The sequence below is a fragment of the Kitasatospora sp. NPDC022785 genome (assembly GCF_055561295.1).
Genome location: NZ_JBVHHB010000005.1, coordinates 12,798 through 25,288, shown reverse-complemented (window position 1 = coordinate 25,288; position 12,491 = coordinate 12,798). Strand labels below are relative to the sequence as shown.

Sequence of the window (12,491 nt, the reverse complement as noted above, 5' to 3'; positions counted from 1 at the left end):
ACCGTAGCCCCGCGATCACCTGCCGTGCAGGGGGCTGTGCAATGAGATGGTCAAGTTTTCTGGTGGTCGACGAGTACACGAGGGCGAACTCTTCCTGACACAACCATCCCTGACGGTCGTTCACTGGTCGAGCCGCCCGGACGAAGGGCCGTTGAACCGGTGCTGTCGGGAGCCACCGGGCGGCACGTTGGATGCCGCGCCGCCCTGTACCCCCCGTCAGGACGGCGCGGCCTACCCCGTCGATGCCGGAGGATCCATGACCGTCACTCGCGCAACGCCACAACGGCACCCGCGAACCCCCGCGGCGGCACGGTTCTCTCACCCTGTGCGAGCGACGACAGCAACCGTCGTTGCAGAGCCAACCACCCCGGCCCCGGCGACGGCATTCCTGCCTTACAAGCCCGAATCCGTGAGTGAGGCACGGCGCCTCGTCCGTGACAAGCTCACGGAATGGGGCCTGTCTAGCCTGGTCGACTCAGCCGAGCTGATTGTGTCCGAGCTTGCGACGAACGCAGTCAAGACCGGCTGTCAGCTCCGGATGGGTGTAGCGGTTCGCCTGATGACCGACGAGGTCGTTCGCATCCTGGTCCGGGATGGCTCGCGATCACTGCCGGTCCTGATCACCGCTGGCTCGGATGCTCCCTCCGGACGCGGCATACACCTGGTTCACAGCCTCACTGGCGGCCACTGGGGCGTGACGCCAGAACCGCTCGGCAAGACCGTTCACGCCGATCTGCGGATACGGCCCAGACGCGATCGCCCCACCCCTAAGACTCCGCCCGACGTCACCCTGTAGGCACAGCGACGGGCGGACCGGTGTCGGCTGCGACCTCTCCGAAAGCGCACCGGCACCACCTCGCACCACCCGACCGGCCACCGGCCGGACGGCACCACCACCCCGGTCAGCGGGCGTACCTGCACGCGACCAGATCACGAACGGAGAGAACAGATGACCGCTGTTTCCGTCCCGAACTACAACCCCGAGTCGCTGCCCGGGCTCGACTGGATCAAGTCGAGCCGCTCCAACAAGCAGCAGCTGGACGACAGCATCGGGCTCGCCGTCACCCCCGAGGGGCGGATCGCGATCGGCATCACCACCGACCCGGCGCAGGTGCCGCTGATCGCCACGCGGACCAAGCTGCAGGCATTCGTCGAGGGCGCCAAGGCCGGCGAGTTCGACCACCTGATCGCCTGATAGCCCGGTAACCTCCCGGCTCCCCGCGGCGGCGCGCAGCCGCGGGGAGCCGGCCGCCCGACACGTCTGGAGAACGAATGTCCGTCCTGAGTAGGCTTGTTGAGGACCCGTCGCGTTTCCTCGCCCAATGGCCCGATGCGCCCACCACTTACGCGGTCGACCGCGACAGGCTCGCGGAGATGTTCAACCGCGACGATGCTCGGCGCATCGTCGCGGACACCACACTGCGGCCGATTGAACTCGGCATGGTGCGGCAGGGTGCGCCCACTCCCACGCAACCGGACGCCGACCACCCCACTGACACACTCGTGCTGAACGGCCTACACCTCACTTGGCCGCCACTTCGCGAAGCTTCCCGCCAGCTCGCGTCCGAGCTCGGCCACCCGATCACTGCGAACGTGTACCTGACGCCGCCCGACTCCACCGGCTACGGCCCCCACTGGGACACGCATCACGTACTGCTCGCTCAGGTCGAGGGCTCGAAGACATGGCGACTGCACCCACCCATCGTCGAGGACCCCCTCGACCGCCACCGGTGGACCGCCGTCGGATTCACCTCGGAGCAGCTCGACCAGGTCCGCAACAACGCCGACACGATCACTCTCAGCGCCGGCCACGTGCTCTACATCCCCCGAGGTTGGGTCCACTTCGGCGCCACCGGGCGCGACGAGCACTCCCTGCACATCACCTTCGGCGTGCAGCTACTCACTCGGCATTGGGTGCTGAAGCAACTCGTCGACCAGGCCGCCGAATGGTCCGAACTGCGCGCGGCGCTTCCACCTGCGCTGAGCTCACACCCGATCGAGCGGATCGTCGAGGACGCCCGGACCACACTCCGCGCATTCCTCGACTCTCTCGACACCGAGCAGGCCGGCGCACCGATCCACATGCACCAGCAGCTCGCAGTGCTGGGAGTGCGACGCTGACCGACAACCCGTCGTCCGTCGCCCGCGGCCGGCACCGTCGAGCCTGCCATCGGTGCGGCGCCGAGGGCCCGCGCTTCTACGATCGTGAGAGCCGGCAGGACTGGTGTACCGAATGTCTCGCCGCGACCCTGCTCGTTGGCAAGTGCTTCTGGTGCAAGCGAGCCAAGCCAGCAATCCGGGACCTCGACACCGGCAAGGAATGGTGCGCCGGCTGCGCCGCGGACACGGTGTACAAGGGGGACCCGATCGCCTACTACGACGAGCTCACGCCCGAAGCAGCCGAGTACACCCGGCTGCTGCTGAGCCGTTCCTACCAGCGCCGGGAACGTCCGGACGACTCCTGACGCAACTGCCCTGACCGGGAACGCCCCTACCGGGCACAGCACCGCCGGTAGGGGCTACTCCTGCTCCGTGCGTGGGGCTACGAAACTGCCCATCCCAGGCGTCGTAATGATCAGCTTCTCGTCCCGCAGTTTGGCGGTTGCCTTACGGATCGTCGTGCGGGCCACGCCGAACTCTCGTTCGAGCTTGACCTCAGAAATCAGCGCGCTCTCGGCGAGCTCACCGCTTTCGATCTGCTTCCGCAGCTCGTCGGCGATCTGCTGCCACTTGGGCCGAGTGGGGTCGTACTCAATCACGCAGGAACCGTACACAGCAGCACCGGACCACACATAGAGCCCGCTGTACACAGCTAGGTATAGACAGGGGTATACAGGGTCGCTACCGTCACAGATGAGAAGACCCCGGCGACGCGCCAACGTCCCGGGGCATGGCCCTAGCTTCTGGAGAGCTACGACGTGATCGAGCTTATCGCCCGCATCCTGACCCGACTCCGACTGTTCCTCGCCCCAGGTAACGGCCGCCGGGCAAAGCCTTCAGCTTGGTCCCCGGTCCGCCGGCGGACCCTCACGCTGATCAGCCCCTCGCCAAAGCCCAAGCCCGAGCCGATCCGCCCCGTCCTGGTGGGACAGCGCCGAGCGCCGTGGGACCGGGACGAGTGCACCCCACAGCGTCCCGCGAACACCCTGCCCCTGTGCTCCGGCATCCGGCAGCCGATCCCCCTGCACGTGGTCGCACGGACGCTCATGCCAAGGTGGGAGCCAATCCGACCCCACGTCATCGCCTACACCCGGCAGGCCGCCGACAAGGCCGCCCGCCAGCGAAACCGTCGAGCAGCAGCGTTCGCCACGGCGCTAGACCTGCCGGACCCGGTTCACTGGCTCGACACCGTAACGAGCGGCGTACCGCACACCCTCGCGGGAGCGGTGGCCTGATGAACAACCCCGCACCCAAAGCTGCAAGCATCCCGCCGGCCTGCCGCATGTGCCACACCACCGGCCCGGCCGTGACCGTCGTCGGCGCCATCGAGCGGGCCAGCGGGCCCGGATGGTCCGTGTTCGCCTGCCCCAACTGCGCATCTGCTGTGCAACAGCTGCTCCAGGTTCCATCCCGGCCGCGCTAAGACTTCGCCCGACCGCACCTCGCCCGGCCCGACCAAACAGAAGCCCCCACCCGATCGGATGGGGGCTTCTCCGTCTGCCTACCGAGTGTCGCCCGGCCTTGATACCCCAGGTCAGGGGAGCAAGGCCGGGCGAGTGGTTTAGAGGCGTTGTTCCACGGCTCCGCCTCACTGGGAAATTCGACCCCGCGCACCTGTTCGCCGAGCCCATACCGCGCGAGGCGCGGCCGGCGAGATGGCTCTCAGGCCCCGACGCGCGCCGTCCGGGCCGACGGACGCCGAGCCCGCGCCCCGTGGAGAAGCTCTCGACCGCTACTAGCTGTAACGGCCAGCCGCAGCGAGAAGCGTTCAATCTGACCTGAGGCAATCATGATCATCTGTGCTGACGTGTCAGCACAGCGGCGCACACAGGGGCACGAACGGGCATCGACTGACATGCAGATCCTCCACCTTTGTCCAAATCTGCCGCATCGCCGCAGGTCAAATCTCGGCAAAAGTCGAGTTCGAATCTCGTATCCTCCGCCGGCAGAAGGCCCGGACCGTTCCGACGGTCCGGGCCTTCGTCGTTCCATGGTCTCCGTTGGGATTCTGGGTTCGGGCGGCGTCTTCGCCGTGACATCGGGACCTATCCGGTCGGCGACACCAGGCCGTGCTCGTAGGCGATGATGACGGGGTGGACGCGGTCGCGGGCATCGAGCTTCGCCGGCAGCCGCGTCACGTACGCCTTGACGGTCGCGCCGCTGATGAACGTCGCCTCGGCGATCTGGGCGTTCGAGGTGCACCAGGCGTTCTTCGGCAACGATCTTGTCATCGACAAGGCGATCGTCCCGACGTGGGTCTATCCGGTCGTGCTGATCGGGATGCCGGTACTCGTCGCGCTGTCCGCGCTCATCCCGGCGCTGCGCGGGTCATCAGCGTGGTGTCGACGCTCACCCTGATGCTGATCACCGTCTCCAGCCTCGGTGTGTTCGACACGGTGCTCCTCAATACCCGCGAGCAGCGCAAGGACCTGGGGATGCTCAAGTCGATCGGCATGACGCCGCGCCAGGTGATCGCCATGGTGGTGACGTCCGTGGCCGCGCTCGGGGCGGTCGGCGGGATCGTCGGCGCGCCGCTCGGGATGGTCGCGCACCGGATCATCATCCCGATGACCGGACAGAGCGGACAGCGAAGGGCACGGCTGCAGGGTCCTGATCCCGGCCTGGGGTGCTGGTCTCGATGCCTCGTCCCCGCGACCTCGCCCGGCTGGTGATCGCCGCTTACGAGTCGGGGGTCGTATCGGCGGTCGGCTTTCCGCCGGGGTGATCGGCATGCGTCGTCGATTTCATCGGATGCCCGAGCCGGCGCTCTGCTGCGGCACTTCGGCGCCGGACCGGGCGTGGCCGGACTTCCGAGTGCGCGTCATCCCGACGCCGACGAGCACCAGGGCCATGCCGGTCATGACGCGCAGGCTCACCTGTTCGTGGAGGACGATCGCGCCCAGGGCCACCGAGACCACCGGCAGCAGATAGCCGACGGTCGCCGCGGTGGTGGGGCCCTCGTCGGCGATGAGCCGGGAGTTGAGGTGGAACGTGATGCCCGTGCCGAAGACTCCGAGGATGGCGACGGCGGCCACCGCGGTGAGGGTGGGGGCGGACGGGGTCGTGGTGCCTGCGGGAAGGGCAAGGGTGGTCAGGCCTGTCGCAGCGAGGAGTTGGGCCGCCGAGAGGGCGAGCGGGGCGGTCCGGCGGCCGATGAGGTGTCGGGCCATGTAGGCGAAGGCCACCGCGTAGCTGAGGGCTGCGGCGAGCAGGGCCGGCACGCCCCAGCCGGTCAGGCCGGCCTTCTGCCACGGGGCGAAGATGAGCACCGTACCTGCGAAGCCGAGCAGGAGGCCGATGAGGCGGACCGGACGGATACCGCGCTCCGTGCCGAGCGCGACCCCGATGGCCAAGGACCACAAGGGAGTTGTGGCGTTCAGCACGCCGGCCACGCCCGAGTCGACGCTCTGTTCGCCGATACCGAAGAGGAAGAACGGCAGGACGTTGCAGAAGAAGGCGGCCACCACGAGGTGACTCCAGGTCCTGCGGTCGCGTGGGAGGCCCCGGACGCCGGGGCGGGCCAGGACCAGCAGCACTCCCGCTCCCAGCGCGCAGCGGATGACGGTGATGTGGAGCGGGGACAGGCCGCCGGCCAGGGAGAGTTTGATCCAGAGGAAGCCCGATCCCCACAGCAGGGCCAGGACGGCCATGCGTAGGGGGGTTCCGCGTGAGCCGCTGAGCACTGTCCGCCTCCTGGTGGGTTGTTCCTTCCCGTACGGTGCCCCGCCGGTCGTCGTAAGACAAGCGAAAAGATCTGGATGCAGAGTTAAGCTGTTCTACATGCTTGATATGCGGCGTATGCAGGTGCTGAGGGCTGTGGTCACCAGTGGATCGGTCACCGCGGCAGCGCGGAATCTCGGGTACACGCCTTCCGCCGTCAGCCAGCAGATGGCAGCGCTGGAGAAGGAGGCGGGGATCGGGCTGCTGGAGCGGACCGGGCGGGGCGTGCGGCCCACGGAGGCCGGGCGGCTGCTCACCGCGTACGCGGCCGTCATCGGCAGACACGTCGCCGAGGCGGAGACCGCGCTCGCCGAGCTGCGGGCCGGGCGGACGGGCCGGGTGGTGGTCCGGTACTTCGCCTCGGCGGGGGCGACGATGGTGGCCCCCGCCGTGGCAGCGCTCCGCCGCGAGCAGCCCGGTGTTCAGATCGAACTCAGACTGAGTGATCCCGAGGATTCACTGGTGGAGGTGAAGGAGCGTCGGGCCGACATGGCCCTCGTGGTCCGGCCACGGGACAAGGTGTCCGTCGACGGCATCCGGTTCGTGCACCTGGCCGACGACAGGTATGTCGCCGTCCTGCCCGCGGGTCACCGGCTTGCCGCGAAGCATGAGCTCGACCTGACCGACCTCGCCGATGAGCCGTGGGTCGGCAGCGACCAGCCGGGCCCCTGTCTGGACCCCGTTCTGGAGGCCTGCGGCTCGGCCGGCTTCAGCCCGGACTTCGTCGTCGAGAGCGGGGACTACGCCACTGCACAGGGATTCGTCGCCGCCGGGCTCGGGGTGAGCCTGATTCCGGAGATGGGACTGGGCAACCGCCATCCCGCCGTAGTCGTGCGCGAGGTCCGCAATCCGGAGCCGGTGCGGGCGATCTACGCAGCGGTGCGGGAGCCGTCATCCGCCCAACCCGCGCTGCACAGACTGCTCGACGCACTGCGGAGCGCGGCCACTCGACCCACCGAGCACTGAGCATGCCCGGGCCTCCGTCGCCGGGGCTCCTTCCCCGGCTTCCGGGCCGCCATACCGCGCGCCGGCCGTCCATCGAGGTCCGGACCTCGATGGACGGCCCCGTCGAGATGCCCGATCCTTCGCACGTCCGCGTCCTGTGCGCATCAGCGCCGATGACGGCCGGTCACCCGAGGCGGGTGGGGCGCGTTCCTGACCGGTCTCGTCAGGACGCCTCCGGAGCGTCCATGAGCTGCTGGATCGCGGCCAGAATCCCCTCGACGGCTCCGTCGTGGGCCGCCAGGGCGGCCAGGGGTGCCGACGGCCAGCCCTTGTAGCCCTTCCCCCGCTGCGCCTCCAGCTTCTCGGCCAGACCGGGGACGGCCGGCAGGGACGCCGCGAAGGCGGCCGCGCGGTCGGCGCCGAGGTGGTGGGTGATCGATCCGAAGCTGAAGGCGAGGTCCTCCTTCGCGGGGCCGTCGTACAGGGAGAGCGTCCAGACCGGCACCTGCCGGCCGGCGGCGGGATAGTAGACGGACATGCTCGGGTACTTGGCCGTGCCGCCCTCCAGGCGGCCGTTGGCCGCGGCGTGGTCGAGCAGTGCGGCCGCGATCCGCCGTGGCCCCGGGGCGAGTCGGGCCCGTATCGCCGCGTCCATGTCGGCACGCGTGGTCCGCTGCGTGATGCCGCGGCGGGAGGGCGACTTCGCCGCCGTGGCGACCTCGCCGTGGATGCGCGGGACGAGGACGCGGAGGTCTCCGCCGCCGCCGTACTGGGTCAGTTCGACCGCGTACACATCGGTCTGCCGCAGCTGCCTGTTGAGGAACTCGACGATCGCCCTCAGCTCCAGCGGGATCCGGTCCGCGACGAACAGCAGCCGCATCTGCCCGGCGGCCAGCCGTTCCTCGACGGTCGTCCAGAACTCCTCCGGGGAGCGGTCGCCGAGCAGGTCCCGGTACGCGTCGTCCGGCTCCCGGCCGTCCGCCCGGCAGGTCTCCTCGAAGGAGCGCCGGAGCAGCGCGCCGGGCCAGTACCGCGCGCCGTTCGCCGCGTAGTCCAGCATCTGGCCCACCACCTCGCGCCGGATGCGCGTATCGCTCGCGCGCTTGACCTCCACCAGCGTCGGGACGCCGTCGGCGTCGACGAAGAGGTGGTCCAGCCGGTACGCCGGGCCGCCGTCCGCGCTGGTCGGGACACCCATCTCCCGTGCCACCAGCACCAGACGCAGCGGCCGGCCGTCGGCCAGCGCACCGAAGTCCAGCACCCGCGGGTGGCGCGCGAGCAACTCCTGGAACTCCGCCTCCGTCTCGAACGCGGTCGGCTCCAGGGCGTGCAGGTCGTCACCCAGCACGAACACCTCCTGATCGGTCACTCGCTTCCCCGCCCCCTGTTGCGTCTGTTCCGCCCCGGCCGTGGCCGGTGACCGCTTCCGCGCCCATTGATACCGGAAGCGGCCGACAACGGTGGCCGGCCCGCAGGCGGCTCACCCGCAGGGGGCGAGGGTGTGGGCGGCCGTCGCGAGGCGGCGGGCGGCGGTGGCGAGGTCGGCGGGGTCGGCGGCGGCGGCGAAGCCGAGGCGCAGGTGGGCGGCGGGTGCTTCGGCGGGGAAGTGGCGTCGGCCGGCGTTGACGGAGACCCCGTGGGCGCGGGCGGCTTCGGCGACTGCGGTGTCGGTGAGCGCGGGCGGGAGCCGGAGCCAGAGGTGGAGGCCGCCGGCCGGGATGCGGGCGAGGGTCCAGTCGGGGAGTTCGCGGGCGAGCGCGTCGGCCAGGACGGTGCAGCGCTCGCGCAGCGCGGTGGCCAGGGCCCGCAGGTGGCGGTCCCAGGCGGGGGTGCTGAGCAGTTCGACGGCCGCCTCCTGGAGCGGGCGGGCGATGAAGAAGTCGTCGACCAGTCGCATCCCCTGCAGGCGCCGCATCACGGGGCCGCGGGCGATCAGGGCGCCGATCCGCAGGCTGGGTGAGGCCGGCTTGGTCAGCGAGGTCAGGTGGACGACGGTGCCGTCGCGGTCGTCGGCGACGAGGGGGCGCGGCACCGGGCGGCCGTGGCCGAGGTGGCGGGCGAAGTCGTCCTCGATCAGGAACGCTCCGGCGGCCCGGGCCACGTCCACGACCTGGTGGCGGCGTTCGGTGGCGAGCACGGCGCCGGTGGGGTTGTGGAAGGTCGGCTGGCAGTAGAACAGCCGGGCTCCGGTCATGGCGAAGGCGTCGGCCAGCAGGTCGGGCCGGACCCCGTCGTCGTCGATCGGGACGGGTACCGGACGCAGACCGGCGGCGCGGGCGGCGGCGAGCGCCCCGGGGTAGGTGGGCGACTCGACCAGCACCGGGCTGCCGGGCGCGGCGACGGCGCGGAACAGCATGGAGAGCGCGCCCTGGCCACCGCCGGTGACCAGTACGTCCTCGGGGCTCACGCCACTGCCGGCCTGCCGCGCGAAGATCGCGCGCAGGGGCGCCAGGCCGGCCGCAGGGGCGCGGTGCCAGGCGTCGGGCCGGCGGGCGGCGCGTGCGAGGGCGGCGCCGAGCGCGCGGGTGGGCTGGAGGTTCTCGTGCAGGTAGCCGCCGGAGAGCGTGATGGTCCCGGCGGGCAGAGGCTCTGACGCTCCGTCGGCCACGGACGACTCGGCGCCGGGATCGGCGCCGGGATCGTGGTCGCGGCCGGCCAGTGCGACGGACTGCCAGGAGGTGTCCGGCGCGGTGTCGCCGCGGGGCGTTCTACGGGCGGCGACGTAGGTGCCGCTGCCGGGGCGGGTGACCACCACTCCCTCGGCGGCGAGCAGCGCGATCGCACGGGACACGGTGACCGGTCCGACCCCGTGACGGGCGATCAGGTCGCGGCTGCTGGGTAGCCGGTCGCCCGGGGTGAGTGCGGCGATCTCCGCCCGGAGGATCGCCACCAAGGTCTCAGTACTGCTACCGTCAGACATGAAGAACCAGGATAGCGCTTTCGCGCCAGCGACGGAACCGCTCCTCGACATCGCCGCCCTGCGGGCCGACACCCCCGGCTGCGACTCGGTGATCCACTTCAACAACGCAGGCTGCGGCCTGATGGCCCGTCCGGTCCTCAGCGCGATGCTCGACCACCTGAGCCTTGAGGCCGCCATCGGCGGCTACGAGGCCTCGGCGGCCCGGGCCGCCGAGGTCGCCGACTTCCACGCCTCGGTCGCCGAGCTCATCAACGCCCGGCCCGGCAACATCGCCTTCGCCGGCAGCGCCACCCACGCCTACACCAAGGCCCTGTCCGCGATCGACTTCCGCCCCGGCGACGTCGTCCTCACCACGCGCAACGACTTCATCTCCAACCAGATCGCCTTCCTCGCACTGCGCCGGCGCCACGGCGTGGAGGTCGTCCACGCGCCCGACCGCCCGGACGGCAGCGGCGTCGACGTCGAGGCGATGGCCGCGCTGATGCGCGCCCGACGCCCTCGGCTGGTCGCCGTCACCCATGTGCCGACCAACTCCGGCCTGGTCCAACCGGTGGCCGAGATCGGCCGCCACTGCCGCGAACTCGACCTGCTGTACCTGGTCGACGCCTGCCAGTCGGTCGGCCAGTACCCGATCGACGTCGAGCGGATCGGCTGTGACCTGCTCACCGCGACCTGTCGCAAGTTCCTGCGCGGACCGCGCGGTTCGGGCTTCCTGTACGTCTCCGACCGGGTGCTCGCGGCCGGCTACGAGCCGCTGTTCATCGACATGTACGGCGCCCGCTGGACCGGTCCCGACACCTACCGGGCGGTCGACACCGCGGCCCGCTTCGAGGAGTGGGAGTTCCCCTACGCCACCGTGCTCGGCTGCGCGGCCGCCGTCCGCTACGCACTGCGGGTGGGGATCGAGCCCATCTCCTGGCGCACCCCCGCCCTGGCCGGGCGGCTGCGCTCGCACCTGGCCGGGCTGCCCGGCGTCCGGGTGCTCGACGGTGGTCCGACCCCCGCCGCACTGGTCACCTTCGCGATCGACGGGTGGCAGCCGCGGCCGTTCAAGGCGGCGATGGACGCGCGCGGGATCAACTCGGCGCTGAGCTTCCGGGAGTTCGCGCAGTTCGACTTCGCCGACAAGGACGTGGAGTGGTGCCTGCGGCTGTCGCCGCACTACTACAACACCGAGGACGAGGTCGACGCGGTGGCCGGCACGGTCGCCGAGCTGGCGGGAGGAGCCCGATGACCGCGACTTCGGCCGGACCCACTCCGGCCGGCAGCGCCCCCGACCCCGGCCCCGACACCACCGCCACCGCCACCGCCACCGCCACCGCCACCGCCACCGCCACCGCTGATCCTGCGCCGGCGCCGGCGCCACCCGAGAGCCTGTGGCGCAACGGCGACTTCCTCAAGTTCTGGCTCGGCGAGACGGTCTCGCTGCTCGGCACCCAGGTCACCAACCTCGCCCTGCCGCTGACGGCGATCCGCGCCTTCCACGCCACCGACGAGCAGGTCGGGCTGCTGCGCTTCCTGCAGCTCGTCCCGTACCTCGGGCTGGCCCTGCTGATCGGGGTCTGGACCGACCGGGTGCGGCGCCGGCCCGTCATGGTCGGCGCCAACCTCGTCCGGCTGGTCCTCGTCGCGCTGGTCCCGCTGCTGTACTGGTGGCACGCCCTCGACCTGACCGTCCTGCTGGTGATCGCCTGCGCCGTCGGCATCGCGTCGGTGGCCTACGACGTGAGCTGGATGTCGTACGTGCCGGTGCTGGTGCGCAAGCCCGAGCACTACGTGGAGGCCAGTGCCCGGATGGGCACCAGTTCCTCCGCCGCCGACGTTGCCGGGCCCGGGCTCGCGGGGCTCCTGGTGTCGGCGCTCACCGCACCCGTGGCCCTGGTCGTGGACGCCTGCTCGTACGCGCTGTCCCTCGTGTCGCTGCTGCTGATCCGCACCCCCGAGCCGCGCCCCGAGCCGGCCGCGGACCGGCACCTGGTGCGCGAACTCCGGGACGGGCTGGGCTGGGTGATGCGCGACGGCGTCCTGCGGGCCCTGGCGCTCGTCGGCTTCTGCTGCAACTTCTCCATGGTCACCGTCTGGACCATGTTCCTGCTGCACGGCACCAACGACCTCCACCTCGGCTCGGCCACGCTCGGCGCGGTCTTCGCGACGGCCTCCGTGGGCGGGCTGATCGGCGCGCTCGTCTCCCGCAGGGTCATCGCGCGGTTCCCGCTCGGCCGGGTCTATCTGATCGCCCAGTCGGCGCTGCTGCTCGGGCCCACTCTGATCGCCGTCGCCGCCGGGCCCCGGCCGGTGGTGATCACGATGTTCGTGCTGTCCTTCTTCACCACGTACCTGGGGCTGGGCGTGGCCGGGGTCATCATCGTCAGCCTGCGCCAGGCCCTCACCCCGCAGGCGATGATGGGACGGATGACGGCGGCGTTCCGGACCCTGCTGTTCGGCGGTGGCGCCCTCGGCGGCCTGTCCGCCGGCGTGCTCGCCGGCCGGATCGGTGCGGAGAACGCGCTGACCGTGGCGGCCGCGGCCTCCGCCCTCGTCGTGATCGGGCTGGTCCTCTCCCCCGTCAGCCGGCTCAAGGCCCTGCCGGTGGCGGCGGAGCCGGCCGGCGTCCCGTGACCCTGGGCGGCCCCGGCAGCTCAGGCGGCCGGGGCCTCCGGCGCTCCGCGAGCGGCGCCGGCTGCTGCTCAGACCTTGTCGACCGCGGCCGGCTCCGTCGCCTTGAGGCGCTTGCCGAGCAGGGTGA

The 12,491-nt window shown here is 71.0% G+C and carries 11 protein-coding genes and 1 pseudogene; 7 read left to right on the top strand and 5 right to left on the bottom strand.

Going from position 1 to position 12,491, the window contains the following annotated elements; all coding sequences use genetic code 11:
- The first annotated feature begins 46 nt into the window (after nucleotides 1–46).
- The 3 genes from ACZ3YO_RS10150 (at nucleotide 47) to ACZ3YO_RS10140 (ending at nucleotide 2,121) form a co-directional block, all read left to right on the top strand.
- Nucleotides 47–796: an ATP-binding protein gene (locus ACZ3YO_RS10150; RefSeq protein WP_465567308.1), complete on the top strand. Its 750-nt coding sequence runs from the start codon at nucleotides 47–49 to the stop codon at nucleotides 794–796.
- A 153-nt stretch (nucleotides 797–949) separates the two neighbouring features.
- Nucleotides 950–1,195: a DUF397 domain-containing protein gene (locus ACZ3YO_RS10145; protein WP_097237081.1), complete on the top strand. Its 246-nt coding sequence runs from the start codon at nucleotides 950–952 to the stop codon at nucleotides 1,193–1,195.
- A 77-nt stretch (nucleotides 1,196–1,272) separates the two neighbouring features.
- Nucleotides 1,273–2,121 carry a JmjC domain-containing protein gene (locus ACZ3YO_RS10140; RefSeq protein ID WP_465567304.1) on the top strand — a complete coding sequence of 283 codons (849 nt, stop codon included), beginning with the start codon at nucleotides 1,273–1,275 and terminating at the stop codon, nucleotides 2,119–2,121.
- Between the two features lie 398 nt (nucleotides 2,122–2,519).
- Here the strand turns inward: ACZ3YO_RS10140 and ACZ3YO_RS10135 are convergent, their stop codons facing one another.
- Both ACZ3YO_RS10135 and ACZ3YO_RS10130 read right to left on the bottom strand, forming a co-directional pair.
- A complete protein-coding gene (locus ACZ3YO_RS10135; RefSeq protein WP_097240127.1) occupies nucleotides 2,520–2,759 on the bottom strand; it encodes a GntR family transcriptional regulator in 240 nt (79 codons plus the stop codon).
- Nucleotides 2,760–4,205: 1,446 nt separating this feature from the next.
- A pseudogene (locus tag ACZ3YO_RS10130) lies at nucleotides 4,206–4,355 on the bottom strand (response regulator transcription factor); the annotation flags it as partial.
- Between the two features lie 162 nt (nucleotides 4,356–4,517).
- Between ACZ3YO_RS10130 and ACZ3YO_RS10125 the strand changes: the two are divergent.
- On the top strand, nucleotides 4,518–4,832 hold the full coding sequence (locus ACZ3YO_RS10125) for an FtsX-like permease family protein (protein WP_465567300.1): 315 nt from the start codon (nucleotides 4,518–4,520) through the stop codon (nucleotides 4,830–4,832).
- A gap of 72 nt (nucleotides 4,833–4,904) precedes the next feature.
- On the opposite strand, the gene ACZ3YO_RS10120 is transcribed toward ACZ3YO_RS10125, so the two are convergent.
- Nucleotides 4,905–5,810, bottom strand: a complete 906-nt coding sequence (locus ACZ3YO_RS10120) for a DMT family transporter (protein ID WP_465567298.1) — start codon at nucleotides 5,808–5,810, stop codon at nucleotides 4,905–4,907.
- Between the two features lie 130 nt (nucleotides 5,811–5,940).
- On the opposite strand from ACZ3YO_RS10120, the gene ACZ3YO_RS10115 reads away from it, so the two are divergent.
- Nucleotides 5,941–6,846, top strand: a complete 906-nt coding sequence (locus tag ACZ3YO_RS10115) for a LysR family transcriptional regulator (protein WP_465567295.1) — start codon at nucleotides 5,941–5,943, stop codon at nucleotides 6,844–6,846.
- A gap of 202 nt (nucleotides 6,847–7,048) precedes the next feature.
- On the opposite strand, the gene ACZ3YO_RS10110 is transcribed toward ACZ3YO_RS10115, so the two are convergent.
- Together ACZ3YO_RS10110 and ACZ3YO_RS10105 are read right to left on the bottom strand one after the other, a co-directional pair.
- Nucleotides 7,049–8,194 carry a hypothetical protein gene (locus ACZ3YO_RS10110; RefSeq protein WP_465567292.1) on the bottom strand — a complete coding sequence of 382 codons (1,146 nt, stop codon included), beginning with the start codon at nucleotides 8,192–8,194 and terminating at the stop codon, nucleotides 7,049–7,051.
- Nucleotides 8,195–8,305: 111 nt separating this feature from the next.
- Nucleotides 8,306–9,745 carry an aminotransferase-like domain-containing protein gene (locus tag ACZ3YO_RS10105; RefSeq protein ID WP_465567289.1) on the bottom strand — a complete coding sequence of 480 codons (1,440 nt, stop codon included), beginning with the start codon at nucleotides 9,743–9,745 and terminating at the stop codon, nucleotides 8,306–8,308.
- On the opposite strand from ACZ3YO_RS10105, the gene ACZ3YO_RS10100 reads away from it, so the two are divergent.
- On the top strand, nucleotides 9,744–10,979 hold the full coding sequence (locus ACZ3YO_RS10100; protein ID WP_465567287.1) for an aminotransferase class V-fold PLP-dependent enzyme: 1,236 nt from the start codon (nucleotides 9,744–9,746) through the stop codon (nucleotides 10,977–10,979). The genes ACZ3YO_RS10105 and ACZ3YO_RS10100 overlap by 2 nt on opposite strands.
- Entirely contained in the window at nucleotides 10,976–12,364 is a 1,389-nt protein-coding gene (locus ACZ3YO_RS10095; RefSeq protein WP_465567284.1) for an MFS transporter, read from the top strand. Before ACZ3YO_RS10100 ends, ACZ3YO_RS10095 begins: the two co-directional genes overlap by 4 nt.
- Nucleotides 12,365–12,491: the final 127 nt, after the last annotated feature.